Annotated in this window: 12 protein-coding genes; 4 read left to right on the top strand and 8 right to left on the bottom strand. The window is 44.3% G+C overall.

Translation table 11 applies throughout. The annotated features are described in order from the left end of the window. Positions 1-14: 14 nt before the first annotated feature. The 5 genes from AC438_RS09270 to AC438_RS09250 form a co-directional block, all read right to left on the bottom strand. Positions 15-2,645 (bottom strand): response regulator, encoded by a 2,631-nt coding sequence (locus AC438_RS09270; RefSeq protein ID WP_053980977.1) that lies wholly within the window; start codon positions 2,643-2,645, stop codon positions 15-17. 698 nt (positions 2,646-3,343) lie between these two features. Continuing rightward, positions 3,344-3,637: a ribosome hibernation-promoting factor, HPF/YfiA family gene (gene hpf / locus AC438_RS09265; RefSeq protein WP_053980976.1), complete on the bottom strand. Its 294-nt coding sequence runs from the start codon at positions 3,635-3,637 to the stop codon at positions 3,344-3,346. 326 nt (positions 3,638-3,963) lie between these two features. Continuing rightward, positions 3,964-6,060: an AsmA family protein gene (locus AC438_RS09260; protein WP_082354061.1), complete on the bottom strand. Its 2,097-nt coding sequence runs from the start codon at positions 6,058-6,060 to the stop codon at positions 3,964-3,966. A 398-nt stretch (positions 6,061-6,458) separates the two neighbouring features. Beyond that, on the bottom strand, positions 6,459-6,785 hold the full coding sequence (locus tag AC438_RS09255; RefSeq protein ID WP_053980974.1) for a DUF3301 domain-containing protein: 327 nt from the start codon (positions 6,783-6,785) through the stop codon (positions 6,459-6,461). 179 nt (positions 6,786-6,964) lie between these two features. Continuing rightward, entirely contained in the window at positions 6,965-7,882 is a 918-nt protein-coding gene (locus tag AC438_RS09250; protein WP_202904735.1) for a class I SAM-dependent methyltransferase, read from the bottom strand. Positions 7,883-8,394: 512 nt separating this feature from the next. On the opposite strand from AC438_RS09250, the gene AC438_RS09240 reads away from it, so the two are divergent. Next, positions 8,395-10,239, top strand: a complete 1,845-nt coding sequence (locus AC438_RS09240) for a GGDEF domain-containing protein (RefSeq protein WP_162230721.1) — start codon at positions 8,395-8,397, stop codon at positions 10,237-10,239. A gap of 10 nt (positions 10,240-10,249) precedes the next feature. Here AC438_RS09240 and AC438_RS09235 read toward each other — a convergent pair whose 3' ends face one another. Beyond that, a complete protein-coding gene (locus tag AC438_RS09235; protein ID WP_053980971.1) occupies positions 10,250-12,943 on the bottom strand; it encodes a DUF1631 family protein in 2,694 nt (897 codons plus the stop codon). 305 nt (positions 12,944-13,248) lie between these two features. On the opposite strand from AC438_RS09235, the gene AC438_RS09230 reads away from it, so the two are divergent. From AC438_RS09230 to AC438_RS09220, 3 genes are all read left to right on the top strand, one after another. Next, a complete protein-coding gene (locus AC438_RS09230; RefSeq protein WP_053980970.1) occupies positions 13,249-14,025 on the top strand; it encodes a DeoR family transcriptional regulator in 777 nt (258 codons plus the stop codon). A gap of 42 nt (positions 14,026-14,067) precedes the next feature. Continuing rightward, positions 14,068-15,897, top strand: a complete 1,830-nt coding sequence (gene glmS, locus AC438_RS09225) for a glutamine--fructose-6-phosphate transaminase (isomerizing) (RefSeq protein WP_053980969.1) — start codon at positions 14,068-14,070, stop codon at positions 15,895-15,897. 558 nt (positions 15,898-16,455) lie between these two features. After that, positions 16,456-17,541 (top strand): LacI family DNA-binding transcriptional regulator, encoded by a 1,086-nt coding sequence (locus AC438_RS09220; protein WP_053980968.1) that lies wholly within the window; start codon positions 16,456-16,458, stop codon positions 17,539-17,541. 112 nt (positions 17,542-17,653) lie between these two features. Here the strand turns inward: AC438_RS09220 and AC438_RS09215 are convergent, their stop codons facing one another. Next, a complete protein-coding gene (locus tag AC438_RS09215) occupies positions 17,654-19,408 on the bottom strand; it encodes an alpha-amylase family glycosyl hydrolase (protein WP_053980967.1) in 1,755 nt (584 codons plus the stop codon). A 51-nt stretch (positions 19,409-19,459) separates the two neighbouring features. Then, complete coding sequence (locus AC438_RS09210; protein ID WP_053980984.1) at positions 19,460-20,953, bottom strand: MFS transporter; 1,494 nt, start codon at positions 20,951-20,953, stop codon at positions 19,460-19,462. Positions 20,954-20,969 lie beyond the last annotated feature (16 nt).

Here is a 20,969-nt window from a genome sequence, read left to right as displayed (position 1 = left end):
CTGAAATGATCTCTTTAATAAGCCTCTAGTACTTTTATCAAGTCATGCTTGTTAAGTGGACGCGCTAAATACCCTGTCGCACCCGCAGCGATATAGCGCGACTCATGATCAACATGACTTACCAATAAGTAAATAGGCACCAAACAACTTTCTTTACGTAAAAGCTGAGTTAGCTCAACACCATCTATCGCCGCATGCTGTATATCCATAAAAATCAAATCTACCGATGTAGAAGCAATAACATTTAATGTCTCTTGCTTACTTTCAGCTAACATAATATTACACCCATGCTGAATGTTTTTAATTTGACGATTCAATCTTGCCGCATGTACCGCATGGTCGCTTACAATTAAGATATTCATTACCTGCACTTTAGATGTCGGTAATGACTGTTCAAGTAATTGATATAATTTTTCTCTATCAATAGGCTTTTCGATAACACCGATAAAACCGTTATCAAAATAACTCTGTATTTGGTGAGTCATGACATTGGCCGTAAATGCAATCATAGGTGTATCGACCCCTAGGGCCTTGATTTTTAGCGCCGCATCTTCGCCGCCCATAATCGGCATCTGCATATCCAGAAAAATTAAATCATAGAGGTTATCACTAACCGCTGATACCGCCTCTAAACCATTTTCAACCAAATCAACAGCCAAACCTGTTAACTGTACTAAGCGCTTGATTATTTGTTGATTGACAGGATTATCTTCTGCAATTAACACCCGACCCTTTAATGCCGGTACTTTATATTTTTTGTGTTTATGGTACTGACTTTTTTGTAGCTTTTCCCATGCTTGACTATTATCGATATATTCATCAACACGCTGTCCAGTATCAAGCGTTAAAACAAATTGACTTCCTTTATTTTTTTCACTTTCAACTTTTAGATCACCTCCCATAAGTAAGGCTAAGCTCTTAGAAATAGTTAAACCTAAGCCTGTGCCGCCATACAGTCGTGTTGTTGAGGTATCAGCCTGAGTAAAAGCTTCAAAAATATGTTCGCACTCTTGCTCAGTCATACCGATACCAGTATCTTGCACTTTGATTTCGATTAAATGACTTTGCGGCCAACTTAACGTTAAAGTAATACACCCTTCATCTGTAAATTTAATCGCATTATTACATAAATTTAAAAGCACTTGTTTTAAACGTGTAGGATCATTAGTAATATATTTAGGTACGGGGTAGTGAATAACGAGGTTGTAATCAAGTTTTTTCTCATCGGCTTGCAATTTTATATAGCGCTCTATGTCGCTCATAACATGCACAACATCGATGGTGATTTTCTCTAGGTAAACTTTACTCGCTTCTATTTTAGAAATATCTAAAATATTATTAATCATCGATAGTAGATGCTTACCACTATTCATAATAATGCCAATAAATTCTTTTCGCTCAGGCTCCGTAATGCTGGGGTCTTGCAAGGCTTCTGAGTAACCTAAAATAGCTGTCATGGGTGTACGTATTTCATGGCTCATATTGGCTAAAAACCGGCTTTTAGCCTCTTCGGATTCTTCTGCTTTTTTTTGCGCAGCTAGAGCATCTTCTCTTGTTTTTTTGAGCTGTCGAATAAGATTGGCATTTTTAATCGCCGTACCCACTTGAATGAGATAGTCTGATATACGTTGCAGATCAGGCTTTTTGAGTACGCAGGGATCTTTATGATTAATGAAAGCTAAGCCACCAACGACTTCATCATCAATGTAAATCGGGAAATAAATAATCGAGACGCATGGTTTAATCTCATATAATTGCTTATCGATAGCCGCACCGGCATTCACCATTGCAGGCTCAACATGTGAAAGATTAATAATACGCCGCTGCACAAGCCCCATAATAAAAACACTATTAGCATCATCGGTTAAATCAAAATCCAACGCCTCAAAGGCTGTACGCTCTTCATAAGAAATAGCCTCACCATAGACACCCGATAATGCTAATCGATGGGTATCATCGTGATAGGACAAAAAATATACCGCTTCAAAAGGGTAAATCTTTTCAAGGGTATTGAGCAGCTGCTCCATAATGCTATCAATGGTCAACTGACTATTCACTGCCATAGCTAGAGTATTAATATCGGCGAGCTGGCTATGCCTAGCCTTTAAATCACGACGTGTCGTATGTAGACGCTGATGAATATGATGCATCAACCAGCCAATGCCTATCATAAAAATAAAAAAGCCAACAGTAGCAATCAACATGGGAGTTATATCGAGATGCGGCCTAAAATAAAATCCTGTTACCAAACCGCCAGCAAGCCCTCCTATCAGCTGCATCACGAGACTAATGAGTAACCGGTACCATCCCCCTAGCGAAATCAACGTGAGATTGCTCGTTGCAATAAAAACAGCGGCCAGAAAAGGGTTATAACCCCAAGCCCCCAAATAAAATGCGTACATAGTCACATCAAACGTTAAACTGTAGCTTTCATGATCACGCTGACTTGAGACATAATAAATAATGTGGGGCATCAATAAGGTATGAGCAAAAACCAACACCCAATACCATGCCGGGACAATGCCCTCACCCCACAGTACTGACAGGTTAATCAATAAAACAACCGTCATAACGCCCGTTCTTAATGGGTAGTTATCACGAATATCCTGTGCTTTTTTGGGGCGCTTTTTAGCGATAATTGGCATCCTTAGAGCACCAGCAACTTAAACCCACCCGCGCTGCACCCTTTAAACCACCTAGTATTGATATGCATTACACACACCCTTATTTCATCAATGATCACTCTAGTGTAGCTAAGAAAAATCGCAGTATTGTTGCTAATACTTAAAAGGTTCGACCAAGACCAAGACTGTATGGCATAAAGCACTTGCGACAATTTTATCAATCAGCATATTCATAAGTCGCAGCACGGATAAATGACCATGATAACCATTTAGCCCAACTCTACAGGCAGAATACAAATAAATGATTTAGGAATGAACCAACAAAGTAAAGGTAGACCCTACCCCCGTATAAGCATACGGCAAGATTAGACTTTACAGGCGCATACAATCGAAGAACACAAAAAATTGACAGCTAGCGTAAGCAGCCTAAGCAATGATTCATTAATTCTCCTTTTTTAGCACCTCGAATAGTAACTTATGATGTTTATAAGGCGTGATCTCTATCAATTATAGCGTCTATAATTGATTAGCTTTTATAGGTTATAGTTTTATAGGCGCCAGAGGCGCCAGCTTTTATAACCGATAGTTTTTATGTGTGACAATCTTTATAACCACAGATTTTATAATAAAATAATAGCTCATCTCAATCTGCGCTTTCAGATATTGCAGGCACAAAAAAGGAGGCGAAAGCCTCCTTTTTTTCATAAACACTTTAATGCTTAACCATGCCGTTGCTGAGTCGCACCTTTGCGGTGCGATAATGCTGAGTCGAATTTTTTGGCAGCGGCAGCTATTGCTGCATACATATCTTTATCAGCACTTTGTACTACAACCGGAGCCCCCATGTATTGGCTCTTAGCCTCAACACTTTGCTCGTGTTTATCAACAGTTACAGTAACAGAAATATCATCAAGCTGCGGGTGGTGTCCACTCACCTTAGTAAATTTTGTATCTACCGCTTCGCGAATACCGTCAGTAATATCAACATGATGACCGGAAAGATTAATTTGCATACGTGTCTATCCTTTTTTGCTGTGATTTATTAATAAACTGTTTTAACGTTATGATATAAAATATTTTTAGTGTTTTTAGCCTCTGTCATTAATGTGTCATTAATGTGTCATTACAATGTGCTGTCTTTGGGAGAAAATTGCAAGTCTATTTTAAAAAAAATTTTAGCCTCTTAAGATTGGCCAAACAGCGCAGTAGCCAGCCGCGAAAAAGGCTGTCTAGTCGCCACCAAACTTAAGCGGCTCAGTCATCATCGACTCTTACTGTAAGTGTAGATGCTAAATGACCTAAAAGATTCACTCCCTTAGGCCATTTAATTCTTATATTGCTATTTAAACTTAAACAACCCCTTAACCGACTCTTTGAGATCGTCAATTTTATCTTTCTCAACATGCTTTTCTAAGAAACGGTCTGCTTCTTTTTTGGCTTTATCCTCAACTTTGTCTTGAGCTTCATCAAGTTTCTTATCAATTTTTTGCTTAGCTTTGCCTTTTAAGTACTCGGTAATTCTAGGGCCGTCAGGCAAGCATGTCTTAGCACCAATATTAATCAGGTTACCCTTACAGCGCAACGGTACAGCCCGCTTGCGCCATTTAGCATCAACAACCGCACAGCCCTCTAAGCCGCCTGCAAATTCGGCCAAACTCACATCTAAAGGAAAACGAAAATCACCGCTTTCAAGATCAAGTACGCCCGAGCTAGTCGCTTTCAGTTTTTGAATGGTCGCACTGAGCGATTGCAGTTCAATTTTATTATTAGCATACTGGGCTTTGAGACTCAAAGGCGATAACTCGCTATAACTCGGCCACTCGGTATTCGCTGTAGGCTTACCACTTAACAAAGATACCGCCTCACAGAAGCTTTTTTCGATATTGATACGGGTTAGCTTGATAAGTTTCGAATCGACGGTTAATCCCGCTTTCATATTATTAATAATGTCTTGATCGGTATGACCTTCAGAGGTCACCGTGACACGACTACCCAAATCACCCACCAGTAGAGGTTCTTGCTTAAGCTGTTCAAGCAATGCCGACAATTCAATATCTTGCGTCGTTAACCAGCCTTTCAGTGTGGCTCGCTCTTGCTGCGCCCCTTTATTTCGCGTATTTTTTTGTGCATCCAGCTCAAGTTCGGCATTCACCGAACCCTGAGCGAGCATAAAGCTATAAGGTTTGAGTGTGATCAAGCCATTTTTAGCGCGCAGCGTTGCCTTCATTTTGTTGGCAGTAATGCCCTTCACGTGCAGTTGCCCGAGCGCTAGCGACGCCTTGATATCAAGCTGCCTGAGTAACTCAAAGGGCAATGGCGTCGCAACTGACTGCTCAGTCTCAGGAGTTGGCTTGGCCTTAGTGGCGCTTTTGTCGAGCGCCGGTGCCATATAGGCATCAGCATTCACAGTATCTATCTCTAGGCTCGTTTGTATTTTGGGTTGTTTAAACCCTGTAACCGCCAGTGCTGCACGCGCTGTGGTTTTATCTAGTTTTATGGTGGCTTGCCCTAGGTTTAAAACATCGCCTTTTAAATCGATATTAGCCTGTGCCTCTAAAAGCGTAAAAGCTTGAGGATCTTGCGTGGCTGGCAGGGGAATACCTAGCTGCGCCAGCAGCTGCCTAAGATTATGAGTTTTAAGGCTCACCGTAGTTTTTGCGCTCAAGGGTGTGCCCCAATTGAGCGTTCCAGCCACCTCAGATACCAGATCTGGAGCCTCATGCGATTTGCGCCGCTCAACGTACACACTGACCTTAAAAGCTTCCAAGATCGCTTGATGCAAGCCCATATCAACAGAAATAGTACCCGCACTTTCAAACCATACATCCGGGTAGCCGGTATAGCTGAGCGAACTTTGCAAAATGACCTCGAAGGCACGACCACTTAAATTCACCCCGAGCGCCTCGGCATTTAGGCCTGTGATGCTAGTACTCACGCCTTGGGCATCACGATACTTGAGGCTTAAATCGGTCACAAACAATGCGGCAATATTGATTTGCGGCGCATCGCCTTTAGGTTGTGTCTCAGTAGCAGTGGGTGCCGATTGTGCCTCTATGACAGGCCAGTTACTTTGCCCGTTAGGCTCGAGCAAATAATGCACTTCAGCGCCATCAACTGCTACGCCCACTACTTCAATTTTACGCCCCAGTAAAGGCTTTAAAGCAACATCTAAGCGCGCACTTTTAAGGCTGGCTAATGCTGCGGCCGTTGCCTTGTTACTCACACTGATGCCGGCTATATCTAGCCCAATATTAGGATACAAGCGCCAATTAATATCCCCGTCTATTTCAATGCTTAGACCCTGTTTACCGGCCGCTTCAGCAATGAGCGGCTTCAACCGGTTAGGGTCAAGCGTCAGAATAAAAGCTGCGCCCCCAGCAATAATTAACAGTGGCAACACAAAGAATGCCACCAATACACTCTTTAACTTCGACATAAGTTTCCCCAACGTGAATATAAGACTCTATTGTAGCGGTTACCTGCACCAACAGGCCAAACGCTCATCGCGACAACAAGACATGGCACGTATTAATTTGCGCTAAAGTACCGTTAGATGATGGTAACTATTCGGCCAAGCTGAAAAACCTCAACCGATAAGGGTAGTTTTGTGAGTACTCAAATGCAAAATCGAGGAACACAAAGTCACCGATAGCTAGCGGCCCAGTCAATGATTCATGAGTGCCAATGTCGGTATCTCTGAAGAGTTACAAATTATGTAGATAAGGCTATTATTCAGAGCTTTGCTCCTTGAGAGCGTATTATGACCTCAGTTAAATTGCCCACACATCACACCATACATTAACCTGAGCCACTATAAAGAATTAACCTGAGCCATTATAAAGAGGAGCTCGGCTCTCTAAAGGCTTCTAATTTAGTACCTTGCAACGTTTTACCAATCATAAAAATTTTCCCGGCATAGCGCTGCTCGCCGGTACTGGTAAACTCAAAACCATAATCGCGTAACAAACCAAAACCCCCGCCTGCCAGTTTGGTGATCGTCAAGCCATTCAGGCCAATGCTTTGATCAAGTAACTGCACATCACTTTTTTCGCAGGCCGCTAGCGCATGGCGCAAAGCAAGCTCACGTATCGCTAACTGTCGCCAAAACACCCAAGCACTAAAGCCTGCAATTACCATTAACATGATTTGCTCTAAAGTCATTACTTACTCTTTAATTACATCAAAATTAGTTGCATTAAAATCAGTTGCATCAAAAAGGGGGAGCTACTCCGCCTCCAAACAAAGTCGCCTTAGGAGCTGACATTAGCCCATCACAAAACGAACAAATGCCTCAATTAACATCCCGTTCAATAAATACGCTCCTAGGCCACCAATAGTCATTATTTTTTTCTAAATAAAAGGGTCACACGGTTGGACTCACCGATAGTCAAATTGTCGGCTTTTTTATCATCACTGGTTCTCAGCGTTGGCGGTAGACGCCACACCGTATCACCGGCTTGTGGATCATCTTTTATATTTTGATTGATGGCACTTTCGGCCACAAACTCAAAGCCTGCTTTATCCATTATTGCCATTATTGCCGAGCGCTTTAAATAACCACGATCACCCGTAGCCCAACTATCGGGCTTATCTTCAGCCATGGCATGCTGCACAATACCCACGACACCGCTGGGCTTAAGAATACGGTGAGTCTCAGCGAGCGCTTGCGTCAAGTAGCCGCCTTTCGCATCAAAACGCGCCAAATTATGGAGCGCCCGTATGTACAAAACGGCATCAACACTGCCTTTTAGCGTCGCCGGTAATGTCGCAAAAGTATATGCCCGCGCCTGCTCACCCCCTGGGCCCCAATGGCTGGCATCTTCTTGCCAGTTCATAGGCCATTGTTTGCGCTTTTCGATAAACGCCGGTGTAGCAAAACCACCAAAATGGGACCACATCTCGGCATTATAATCTACGCCAATCAAGCGACCCTGCGCCCCTAAGTAAGGCACTAATATCTGTGAATACCAACCACCGCCAGGCAACGCCTCAACCACAGTATCGCCCGGTTTTATACCAAAAAAGGCCAGTGTTTCAACTGGGTGGCGAGACCCATGGCGGGCCTTATGTTTATCGCTCAGTGCTTGTGTAATTTGACTGAGTTTGTGTGTGTGCACGTCATTAATGACAGGCGCCTTAGGGTGATTCAATGTACCGCACCCTTGTAAAATGAAAGTACCTGCTAACGTTAAGCTTGCAAATACACGTCGCATTATCATTGTTTGCCCTTGTCTCCGGCTTTGACTCACTGTGTTCATACCCATGCCTTTAATGTCGTTAAGTGTGTGATTATAGAGTGATTGCTTACAATATGATTGCCTTGAGGCACGCTATAGCAAGAAATAGGCTGACAGCTAATGACATTCTGTGACTTGCTCGCACGCTTCAAGCCCAAGCCATCGATAAATGCCGAGCAAGTTAAAAGTTGCAATCGACACAACATGCCCTAAAGAAAAAATGTGCCTAAACCTGTAGTCACTACATCAAAATACACAAATAGTTCCCGAGACTATTTTTCTATTTCGGTCAGCCCTTCCTATACTCTTTAAATAGCATGCAACTATTCAGGGGCACCGAATCAGAGGCACCGAAATTGGGCGCTGATGAATCATTCACTGAACGCTCAAGCTACCTACGACTTTGTGCGCCTGCATCGCCTCATCGCATATCTATGCAGAAGTGGTCGGGGTGTAAGTGCTCTCAGCGCTTAAATACCCAAACAGTAGCCATCAGCACCGAGTAAAGTAAGGTTTGTCAGCTTGGCTAAATAGTGACAATCCACCATAAAACCCAGCCTACCCATGAGTCGGCTTTAAACGGGAGAGACCCTGTGACAACACAATGGCGCGAAAAGTATTTAGTAGCCTTAGAAGAGCAAGAAAAGCTCGAAAAACAAGTAGCCGCTCATGCGGATATGTTGCGCCGCACTGTTGTTCACCTGTCATCAGCGAGTAATGGGCTAGATAAAAGGCTCGATACCGAATTAACCGTTTTTAAAGAAAAGCTACGAGGTGCTAGTGGCGCTAGCGTGAATGCACAGCTTACGCGCGTAGAGCAGGCTGTCAAAAAGTGGCATCACGAGCGCGCCGAGCAAACGCAAACAACCTGCGCATTACTCAAAACCTTTGCCAGTGAATTTGAAAAGCTACGCTTAGACTCGCACACCCAAAAAGAAGTCAACAATTTTAAGCGCGGCATCAATACTCAAAGCGTCGAGCTGTATAAACAATTTACATGGCTAAAAAATTTGATCGCATTGCAAAGCCAAGCACTCAAAGTTGCAGCAGCACCCGACCAAAGCCTCTGGCAACGACTCAATGGCCGTACGCGCCTATTGAGCGCACCACCAGAACAACAAAACAATTCCAATAACGCCAAAAACACACAGGCAACCCCTCTAGAGCAAGCAGCCACCCCCGCACAAACGGAGCCTCAAGCGCACAGCGATACCGCCGCAACTTTAACGGCTAGTGAGCAAGCGAATGCACAACCCAATAACATCAGTGCACAACCCATTGACCGGCCTATGACCAATAATCAAACACACACGCACCCTATTCAGGTTAAGGCCTGTGATATTGAGCTTAACGATAGTGGCGAAATCGAGCAGCTTTTGCATGAAATATTTTCAGCGATTGTGCCTAGCGAGCAGCTGGCCGATAAAATCGTAGCGGCTCGCATACAAATTGATAAGGGCGTAACAGGCGATAATATTGGCGGCTTTTTGCGCGATATCAGAGACATTTTGCAAGCGAGCTATATGAATTATGGCACGGAGTTTGGCAATTATTTAGTGCATATGAATACCGAGCTCACCCGCATTTGCCAAGCACTAGACACCCACCTAGAAGATGCCGTCAAGCAAATGATTGATCGCGAAAAAGACACTCAAATACTAGAGAAAAGCCAAGATCAGCTAGCCGCTGCCAACCAAAAAACAGGTATTGATGACCTGAAAAACGCCGTGATGGAGCACCTCACAATTATCGAAAAAAGCCTTGCCCAACGCAAACACGAGCAAGCCAGTACTCACGCGAGTAATGAGGAACTGCAACAAGTTGCCAAAGAATTACAGGCCGTCGAAGTCGAGGCTAAAGCGACCAAAGACCTCATGGAGCAAGAGCAACACCAAGCCAATCGCGATGCCTTAACCAATCTCCCCAATCGTACTGGCTGTAGCCAACGCCTAGAACTCGAATGGGAGCGATTCCAGCACTACAAGCATCCAATGACACTGGGCATGTGTAATATTGATGGTTTAGCTATCTTTAATGAGTACGGCTATATCATTGGTGATCGCGTGTTAAAGCTGGTGGCAACGACTTTGCGAGAACGCTTGCGCAGTGTTGATTTTGTGGGCCGCTACCACGGTGATAAGTTTTTACTCATGCTACCGCAAACACAGCCCGAAGAGGGCAAACTCACACTCGAAAAAATCGGACAATTTTTAGCTAAAGCTCCTCTTAATATCAAAGGCCAGCCCATTCAAGTGACTTTATCATTTAGCTTAACACGCTTTAAAAAAGAAGAGAGTAGTGCCGACAGCTGTCAGCGGATGCTGCAAGCTTTTGACGACGCTAAAGCACAAGGCGGTCACAGTATTGTGATCACCTAATAACCCTTTATTAAAATTCTTTGTGTCGTAAGCTCACGATAACCTGCTCTAGCGCGCGATCAAATAACTGACTGTCATCAACGGTCACTATCATTTCAGCTTTAAATGCTAGGGCTAAGCCTAAAATACTTTTTTCGAGCGCTTTTTGGCCTTTTCTATCCACAAAAATATACGTTGATGTCGACTCAATCACCGCCGCTAAACGGCAGCGAGTCGCCGGTTTATGCGGCTCATAAAAATCTACCCATGTGCCTCTTTGCAGGCTGCGAGCTTGCTCATAAAAAACATCATGAATCACTTTATGCGTTTGTATATTGTTGGCGCTATCGTCATGATTGCTGCTGCCACTGTTATGACTGCTTTCGTTACTATTACTGCTTTCGTTAATATTATTTTTTTCGTTAATATTATTGTTTTCACTATTGCGATTGCTCTGATCACCGGCCTTGGGCGTTGTATCGCTTGCCGCCGAATGCTGATATTTTTTAGGTGGCCGATCATTCGGATGCCTCAAGTATGTACGAGGTCGTAACTCACGATACCAAGCCGCTAGGCGCCTGAGTAACCGGTCAGCCTCAAATGGATCGAACGCAATATTATCTAAACCCTGTTTAAAGCTTTGCAGTAACTGATCACTTTGTTTGCGAGCATATTCACACACAATAAAATCGCTTAAATCCTCCAAACTAATCATGAGGTCAGTTAACGGTTGAACCACAGCATTCCACTCATTTGAACCCTCGCCGTACTTTAAATAAGTCACATACAATACCTGCTGCCAAGCTTTGTGAATAAACTCGTTTAAGACACCATCAATTTGCACATGGCGACAAGCCTCGCCCAGTGTATTGGCGACAGCCCTACGTGCGGCCTCGGCTTTAATACGGCCTTTTTCCGCATCCAGCATGCGCCGCTCTAAAATAGCCAAGCGCTTTTTATCTCGATGAGTAAAATGCTCAAAATCTGTCACCAAATCTGAAAATAATTGATTGTCGTCGTTATATTCATGAGTTGCACGCGTTACAATACTGTGCATTTTTTGGTAGAGCGGGTCTTTCTCTAGCCCCTCTATGTTATCGCTCTCACCGCCACGCCACGCTAAGCCCGCTCGGGCTAACATATTGATTAATTGCCTAGCGCTGTGGTTGGGGTTGTTCAGTACACCAGGGTCCACAAGCGCCGCTCGCGCCAAGGGTATTTGTAAGCGCGCCAACAATGCTTTTAATGGTCGGCTTAAACTTTGCTCGGTACGCATAGCGCCAAACAGTCCATCCACCACTTGTAATGTATTGCGCTCGGGGGATTGCGGAAATAAACTGGCCAAATTCACATCATGACGACCGCTAGCATCAATACCATTTAAGCCCAGCCTATGTAAAAGCTCACTCGGTATAAATAATTCGGTATTATCGTCTTGAGTGTCTTGCATGCGATGAGCATCAGCACGACTTGCTGCACCCGTAAAGCCAATAGCTTTATTGTGTAAATCGCCCACCAACGCCAATAGCTGCTGTACGCTATGACTAAAATGACGAGATGAATAATGGTGGGGCGAGCGCGCCGTATCGTGGGTGCTGACTTGCGCACCCTCTTCGTGAATTTTGTTGCGCGATACGTTTTTAGGCAATGTGCCTTCACTACACATCGGATTATTATTTTGCGTCTTTAAAAAGTTCTGTAGTGCAGATATTTTTTGCGCCAACACCTGAAAGTTTTGAGTATGTTTCGATGGCTGCGCCGCCGGTAAAGCATCTTTTGGTACAGCTCTATTTTTTTGCGTAGCGTGATGCGCTGTGGTGTGCTGTGCTGTGGTGTGCTGTGCTATAGACGGCTGTTTCTCATGATTGTTGTAGGTTTTGGCCAAGTGGTTATGCGCATCAGGTAAGATACCGCACTGCACTAAATGGCGATTAACAAGACTATATAACTCGGCTAAATGGCTGACAATATTTTGTTCAAATATTGTTAACAAGGCTAAACGCACTTTGGGTGCTAACGGCAAAGGCTTGATGGCCACTTGCAAGCTTTTAAAAATAGCACAGGGTGCCAGCGGTAACACTGCAATGCTTTTATCGTGCTCATATACCACGACCATGCGCTGCGCTAAGGCCATTAGTGCCTTTTGGTTTTGCACTTCGCTGCGCTTAATCGCTGCCTCAACCGCTAAGAGCTCATCAAATTCATCGCCTTGGAGCACCGCTAAAGCTTCGAATGCAGGCTCGTGCGCCACAGCCTCATCAATACAGGTTGCAAAACATTGATTAAGCTCTCGCTTAAATAATCCCACACACGCATCACGATGCTCTCGCAATACTCGCATAGCAAAAAAATAATCATTTTGCTCTTGCTGCTTGTACGCATTATTAGCTAATTCAAAAAAAACTTTATCAACTTGAGCTAAGGCATACACTAAACGCTCATTAAGCCACCGCTCTGAGCGCTGCCTGATGGTATGCACAAGCTTCGGTAAGCGCCTGAGCTTGTGTACCAGATAACGTTCATTAAAACATGCATCATCACTCGTGCTATCGCGACCAAAAGGGACAACGTTAGTCGCACTTTCACGGATTAAATTACTATGTTGTGAGCTGTGGTTCGGGCTACTTTTCGAGCCATTTGCCGAGCTATTAGGTGGGGTCTTGATGGGCAAGCTTGCCTCCGGCCGCTGGACGGCATTAATCATCATATGCGTTTGCGCCAACACGCTAAAGCCCAATACATTCAAGCGTCAGTCGAGGCCAGCTCTTAGCTATCAGTACTCATTAATTGCTACAGATCACAAAGGCTTCACCGACTAAGAATATGGTAAAAAAAACCGCTCGGCCACACCCCTCTCATACTCTATTTTCATAGCCCTACGCATACATAGAGCGACTACTAATAAGGCAGTACAACATCTCATTTAACCTGCTAAAGCATTGCAATGCTTGAAGTAAAGCCTATAATAAGTTTCGAACCGAAAGAAAATATCGCTAAAAAAACAACACCGAAACTTAGCAGTGACTCAATGTGAATAAACGCAATACCCAGCAACGCCGACGTGCCATTGTTGAGCGGCTCGATAGCGCCGGAGAAGTCAGCGTCGACGACCTAGCCGCGACTTTTAAGACAAGTGAAGTCACTATACGTAAGGATTTAGCAACGCTAGAGGCCAGCGGCCTATTAATGCGCCGCTATGGAGGCGCTATAGCGCTACCACAAGAGCTTATTAGCGACCCCAGTGAACAACACGTTTCGGTGCAAAAACAAGCCATTGCTCGCGCAGCCGCTGCGCTAATTCGCGACCACAACCGCATTATTATCGACAGCGGCACCACAACTACCGCCCTTTTACCTGAGCTTGTGAGTAAACAGGGCCTTGTTGTGATGACTAATTCATTAAGCGTGGCCAACGCCCTTCGTGAACTCGAAAACGAGCCCACACTATTAATGACTGGCGGCACATGGGATGCCCGCTCGGAATCTTTTCAGGGGCAATTGGCCGAGCAAGTATTGCGCGCCTTTGATTTTGACCAATTGTTTATTGGCGCTGATGGCCTAGACCCCACACGCGGGACCACCACTTTTAATGAACTCTTTAATTTAAGTCGCATAATGGCCGAGTCCGCTCGCGAGGTTATTGTTATGGCCGAAAGTAGCAAAATTGGCCGTAAAATTCATAATTTAGAGCTTCCTTGGGCTCATATATCTACACTAGTTACAGATGATCAAATCAAGACTCAAGACCAGCAACGTATTGAAGAGCAAGGCGTCATCGTCATACGTTCAGGGCTGAATCATCATTAATTTTTTAACTTATTATTTAAATACTTTTTAAAGGACATTCTTATGTGTGGCATTGTTGGTGCTGTAGCTCAGCGCGATGTAGCAGAAATTTTAGTCGAGGGCTTACGCCGCTTAGAGTATCGTGGTTATGACTCCGCAGGCGTAGCAGTATTGGACAACAACAACTTACAACGCGTACGCCGCTTAGGCAAGGTTGCCGAGCTTGCCGAGGCGTTGACACGAGAGCCTGTGAGTGGCGGTACCGGTATTGCACATACTCGCTGGGCCACGCATGGTGAACCTAGCGAACGCAATGCTCATCCACACATGTCAGCCGAACACATCGCCGTTGTCCATAACGGTATCATCGAAAACCACGTATCACTTAAAACCGCACTCGAGGCCAAAGGGCATGCCTTTAGCTCCGATACCGATACCGAGGTTATTGCACATCTTGTGGTTGAAGAGCTGAAAAACGCCAGTAGCTTATTGCATGCGGTGCAAAACACCGTCAAGCAACTAAAAGGCGCTTATGGCACCGTAATCATCGACAAAAACGATCCCGAGCGTATGATTGTTGCCCGCAGTGGCAGCCCCTTGGTTGTGGGTTTAGGTATTGGTGAAAATTTCGTCGCGAGTGATCAGCTCGCGCTTTTACCGGTTACCCGTCGCTTTATCTACTTAGAAGAAGGCGACGTTGCCGAAATCACACGCCGCAGTGTCGATATTTTTAATACGTTGGGCGAGAAAATTGTCCGTGAAATTCACGAATCCAGTGCCAATTATGATGCCGCCGATAAGGGCCCCTATCGTCACTTTATGCTCAAAGAAACCTTCGAGCAGCCCGAGTCGGTCACCAGTACGCTAGAGGGTCGCTTAGGTGAACACACCGTACTCGAAGAAACCTTTGGCAATGGCGCCGCCACCTTATTTCATCAAGTACAGCACGTGCAAATTGTTGCCTGTGGCACTAGCTATCATGCCGGTATGGTCGCACGCTATTGGCTAGAAACCTACGCCGGTATTAGTTGTAACGTCGAGATTGCCAGTGAGTTTCGCTACCGCAAATCTTTTGTACAGCCCAACAGCTTATTAGTCAGCATTAGCCAATCAGGCGAAACGGCTGATACGCTGGCCGCTCTACGCTTAGCCAAAGACTTAGGTTATTTGGGCAGCTTAACCATTTGTAATGTGGCGGGTTCGTCACTGGTGCGTGAGTCCGATCTTGCTTTTATGACCCGCGCCGGCGCCGAAATAGGCGTAGCATCAACAAAAGCCTTTACGACCCAACTAGTTGGTTTTGCTATGTTGACTTTGGCAATTGGCAAGCATCATGGTCTCACCCTCGATAAACAAAAAGAGCTTACCGCAGCCCTTAAAAGCTTACCGCGTAAACTCGAAGAAACACTCGAGCTTGCCAAAAGTATTGAAGGTTTAGCCGAAGACTTTGCCGACAAGCATCACGCTCTCTTTTTAGGCCGAGGAGACCAATACCCCATCGCCATGGAGGGCGCACTGAAATTAAAAGAGATTTCGTATATTCACGCTGAAGCCTATGCCGCCGGTGAATTAAAGCATGGCCCGCTAGCCCTTATTGATGCTGAAATGCCCATTATTGTCGTCGCCCCTAATAATGATTTATTAGAAAAACTTAAATCTAACGTCGAAGAAGTGCGCGCACGCGGTGGCCAGTTATATGTTTTTGCCGATGCCGCCTCGCAATTTAAAAGCGATGACACGATGAAAGTCATTCAAATACCCGATGTACACCCGTGGCTTGCACCTATTGTCTACACCCTACCTTTGCAATTACTCAGTTATTACGTTGCCATTATTAAAGGAACCGATGTCGATCAACCGCGTAACTTAGCAAAAAGTGTAACGGTCGAATAATCGCAGCTCTAAGCTATCTGTGATGAGTGGTATCAATTAGGCGGCAGGGCACGCCAAACGCTGGCGGCCGCTGGTTGACTTAAAAAAGTCCCTGTCAGCTCACCCTAACGGTATTTGTTGAATGAGCGCCTGATGTCAATCATAAGTCAGGTTTTCGCTTGATTGAGCCACTTAATTTACGACACCCACGGACCCATTAATAGGTCGTTTGCTGATAACACCGGATTTAATCATAGCCCTCTAGTCGTCATTTTTACTCAAGGCCATTGTGTATGGCTCTTCGTAGAATAGAGTGGGAGTTATTGACTTATTAGGCTGCTAATAGATTATTTTCTGGGCACTTTAAGTGCCGAGCCTTGCAGGGAAAGAAGAGTTAGATAGTACAGGGGAAAATGTCGAGAGCGCTTATATAGCGTCCAATTCCAGTACCTCTAAATAGTTACAAAAATGATTAAATAGTACATTAAGATTTAATAAAAATGCAGATTCTAAAAGGACAAGTCATGCTAAAGCGTGCTATAAAAGGCTCTACCCGATGTATTCAGATAAGGCGGCTTTATGCCAAAACGCAACTCTAACGATGCACCCCAAGAGCCGTCAAAGCGCAAAGCAACATCCATAGATATTGCCTATCAAGCCGGTGTATCGCAATCAACTGTATCGCGTGCACTAAGCGGCAGCCCTTTGGTGAGCGAACAAACACGCCAGCGTATTCAAGCCATTGCCGACGCAATGAATTACACCGTCGACAAAAATGCGAGTAACTTGCGTAGTCAGAGCACTAAAACGATTGCCTTATTATTGGCTGACGACCCAACCACTGATGACTCGCATATCAATCCATTTTTTTTATCATTGCTAGGTGGCATTACCCACTCAACCGCTAAGCGAGGTTTTGACTTATTAGTATCATTCCAACAGTTAAGTCAAAATTGGCTCGCCGACTATGAAGAGGCGCATCGGGCAGATGGTTTAATTTTGCTGGGGTATGGTGATTATGTCAGAGCCAAAGACAAACTCGTTGCACTCAAAAACGCAGGCGCTCATTTTGTGTTATGGGGGCCAAACCACAAAGAGCTACCAGGCCATAGTGTGGGCTGTAATAATGAACAAGGGGCTTTTTTAGCCACCGATCACTTGTTGTCACAAGGCTTAAAAAAGCTTGCCTTCTTGGGCGATATTAGCCCGAGTAACCCCGAGTTTCGTACGCGCTATATTGGCTTTAAGCAAGCGCTCAAAAAATATACTACCAGTCATAATCCCACTCAAGGTGTACAAGTCGATACACACAATACCGAAGCCGCTGGCAAAGATGCTGTAGAGGTACTACTCAATCATCATCATGATTTACAAGGACTCGTGTGCGCTAGCGATACTATTGCCTTTGGTGCCATTAAAGCACTACACAGTAAAGGGTTAAAAGTGCCCAAAGACATTTGCGTTACGGGCTTTGATGATATGGCTGCGGCGGCTTACATTACGCCCAGCCTCACCACGATTAGGCAAAGCACTGCGCAAGCCGGCGAATTACTGGTGCAACAGCTAATGCAGCAAATCCAGTCTACCCCCGTCGAGTCAATAACACTCATGCCAAAACTTGTTATTCGAGATAGCAGCCTCGCAAAAACACCCAGCACACAATAGCACTCACACGCACAAGGGATGCAAAAAAATAGACACCAACATCAATAACCGTGATGCGGGTGTCTACATAAGTGCGTCAACATAAGTGTAACCAAAACACAGAGTTTAAAAATTATGAACGAGGACACTCGACGCGAGGGAGCTTACATAAATGCTTAACCAACGCAGGCTCGGTCACCGGTGCAGTATTTTGCAAAACAATAAAACCATTAGCCGGTACATCTATACTTAAACGACCGCCTGTATGTGTGATTGTTTTACCTGTTACTATATTTTGCCACTGACCGGTTTGCACAAACTGATCAGCCGATAATACCTGCGACTCTTTACTTCTGTTTAATAAAACTAACGCACTCGAGCTAACGCCTTCATGCTGATATACCCGTAAAAACACACCGTGATGCTGCCCATAATTAATATCAACTTGTAAACCCTGCTGCAGCGCTATGCTCTTTTTTCTAACATTAGCAATCATTGTTAATGCTTTTTGTATCGGGTGCTCTTTTGCTTGATCAATCGCTTTTTGCCCCCAAAAGTTGCGGTTACCATAGTGCTCTTTAGTACCACGCATAAAGCCGACTTCACTGCCGTAGTACACTACCGGGATACCACGACTGGTGAATAACCAATTATGCAAATTGATAAAACCGGCATCAGTAGCATTAATGCGCGCCATATCATGGTTATCATAAAAGGTCGCTAACTCATAAGGATTGTTGTAAATCGTATCATCAAGATGCAAGTAACTCTGCAAATTAGTCATAGATTGATTATTTTCAAATACATCAACCATCGCCTTGCGACCAGGAAAATCTAACACACTGATACTGCCATTTTCAGCAAAGGTATGTTGAGCAATATCTTTTGCTTCAAAGCTAAAATGCTCGCCAAACATAAAAAAGTTGGGATGCTTTGCGCGAATACGGTCGCTAAAGGCCTTCCAAAAACTATTGGGCATATGCCTAATCGTATCAACGCGAAAAGCATCAGCACCTTGCTCTATCCACTGTAAATAAGCCGCCACAAAGTACTCTAGTACCTCTGGATTTTGCTCGTTAATATTTGAAAGCTCAGCCAAGTCCTCTTGATTGTGATACCACTTATGCAAAGGGTTTTTAGGATCTAAATCAGTGGGTTTTAAATTTTGATGGTCGGCCTTTAGCTGACCATTTTTATCATACAATTGACCGAATAGCGGCTGCTTGACTGGCATTGTAAACGACGGAGAACCATGATTAGCAACAATATCGAGCACTGTACTGATATTATGCTTTTTAAGCGTTTGAGTCAGTTGCTTAAAATTTAAATCTTTAGAGGGCCAATGCTCATCTACCTCAAAAAAGTTAACGCCCCAATACCCGTGATAACCTGTTTTACCTTTATCGGTAAACATCGCCTCGCCCACACTAACGCCACCGGTAAAGTGCTGATCGGGATTTTGTACAATAGGTGTTAACCACAAAGCACCAAAGCCCATCTTAGCAATGTAGTCAGCATTGTTCGCGATGCCTTTAAAGTCACCACCCATGTAGCCTATATTGGCATTGTTGGCGCCTTTATGAGTGAGAGGCTGATTAAATGTGGGGTATTGGCCACCTTGCTTTAACTGATTATTTGTAGGGTCGCCATCAGCAAAGCGATCAGTCACAACAAAATAAATAGGGCGTTTGGCCATAGGCTCTAATGTGCCATAAAAACTTTGACTGACAGTATTTGAGTTTACAGAACGCTTTTTATCGTTAATCGTTTCATCAGCCATCGCATGATGACTCGCAACAAAAGGCGCTGCAATTAATGTAAGGCTTGCAAGCCAAGCCCCTAGTGTAGAGTTATGTTTTATGTTTTTCGCTTTATTGTGTATGGCCATCACTGCACACCCTATCGTTAGGCTATTAAAGTCATAAAAAATTATTGCGGCTCAATCAGTGCTCACGCGTAAGGTTAATAACCCCGCCGCTACCATAAGCACACCACCTGTCACCAGCGCATAAATGGCTTCACCACCAAAAAAGGTGTTCACAATAAACCCAAGTAAAGTTGCAGCAAGAATTTGAGGAATCACAATAAAAAAGTTAAATATACCCATGTAGACGCCCATTTTATGGCTAGGCAAGCTCGATGCGAGCATCGCATAGGGTAACGATAAAATAGATGCCCAAGCAAAGCCAACCCCTACCATTGATAACAATAAATACGCGGGGTCGTTAATCATCGTCATGGAGGCTAAGCCTAGGCCACCCAGCGCCATATTCAATAAATGTGCTTTTTTAACGCCTAATTTATTGACTAAAACTGGAATCACTAAAGCGGCCAATGCGGCAAAGCCATTGTAAGCCGCAAATAAAATACCCACCCAATCGGCGCCCGTATTATAAGCGACCGAGGTGGTATCGCTACTACCATAATGGTGTGATGTCACCGCGGAAGTGGTGTAAATCCACATAGCAAATAACGCAAACCAGCTACAAAATTGCACAGGTGCTAGTTGACGCATGGTTTTGGGTAAATTAAAAAAATCAACAGCCACTTTATAGTAGCCATTTTCAACCCGGCCTTTGTTGTGTAAAAAGGGAATAGATAACAGCATAATGGCAGCCACAGCCAATAACCCCGCTAAAATATACAGCTGCTGATCTAGCTCAAAATAAATAACGGCACTTAAAATAACAGCACCAGCGAGCGCGGTAATAACAGCATAGCGATTACATTTTTGAGTATTAAACTGGCTGGCGATAACACTCTCAGTGTTTGTGATCGTATTGTGCTCATCAAAACTAGCCAGCTCCTCTGGTGAGTATTCTTTCGTTTTAATAATACTCCAGCCCACAGCTAAAAATAAAATAACCGCGCCGGCATAAAAAGCATAAGTCACTGAATCGGGTATTTGACCCGCCTCTGCAGTATTAGAAACATTTAATATATTCGTAAAAACCCAAGGCAATGCCGAAGCGACAATAGCACCAACACCAATAAAAAAGCTTTGCACTAAATAGCCTTTTGGTTGCTGATTTTTAGGTAAGTTATCACCCACCAAAGCACGGAATGGCTCCATAGATACATTAATAGAGGCATCCATAATCCACAGCATACCCGCGGCAATCCATAGCGTTGGCGAGTGCGGCATAAAGCATAACGCTGCCGATGTTGCTATAGCGCCATACAAGAAATAAGGTCTGCGACGCCCTAGACGCCCCCATGTGTTATCACTTAAATAACCAACAATCGGTTGTACAACAAGGCCTGTTATAGGTGCTGCAATCCACAAAATAGGAATATCATCGATACTCGCGCCAAGCGTTTGAAATATACGACTCACATTGGCATTTTGGAGTGCAAACCCAAACTGGATACCTAAAAACCCAAAACACATATTCCAGATTTGCCAAAAATTCAGTTGGGGCTTATTTTGCATATTTTTATCCACAGAA

Origin of the sequence: Marinagarivorans algicola, from assembly GCF_001292705.1 — a bacterium.
GTDB classification, from domain to species: domain Bacteria; phylum Pseudomonadota; class Gammaproteobacteria; order Pseudomonadales; family Cellvibrionaceae; genus Marinagarivorans; species Marinagarivorans algicola.
This window is presented reverse-complemented; position numbering and strand designations above follow the sequence as displayed.

Bases quoted from the DNA above. Each gene is read 5' to 3' on its own strand.
- AC438_RS09270 (WP_053980977.1), bottom strand. From the start codon at position 2,645: ATGCCAATTATCGCTAAAAAGCGCCCCAAAAAAGCACAGGATATTCGT.
- hpf (WP_053980976.1), bottom strand. From the start codon at position 3,637: ATGCAAATTAATCTTTCCGGTCATCATGTTGATATTACTGACGGTATT.
- AC438_RS09260 (WP_082354061.1), bottom strand. From the start codon at position 6,060: ATGTCGAAGTTAAAGAGTGTATTGGTGGCATTCTTTGTGTTGCCACTG.
- AC438_RS09255 (WP_053980974.1), bottom strand. From the start codon at position 6,785: ATGACTTTAGAGCAAATCATGTTAATGGTAATTGCAGGCTTTAGTGCT.
- AC438_RS09250 (WP_202904735.1), bottom strand. From the start codon at position 7,882: ATGAACACAGTGAGTCAAAGCCGGAGACAAGGGCAAACAATGATAATG.
- glmS (WP_053980969.1), top strand. From the start codon at position 14,068: ATGTGTGGCATTGTTGGTGCTGTAGCTCAGCGCGATGTAGCAGAAATT.
- AC438_RS09220 (WP_053980968.1), top strand. From the start codon at position 16,456: ATGCCAAAACGCAACTCTAACGATGCACCCCAAGAGCCGTCAAAGCGC.
- AC438_RS09215 (WP_053980967.1), bottom strand. From the start codon at position 19,408: ATGGCCATACACAATAAAGCGAAAAACATAAAACATAACTCTACACTA.
- AC438_RS09210 (WP_053980984.1), bottom strand. From the start codon at position 20,953: ATGCAAAATAAGCCCCAACTGAATTTTTGGCAAATCTGGAATATGTGT.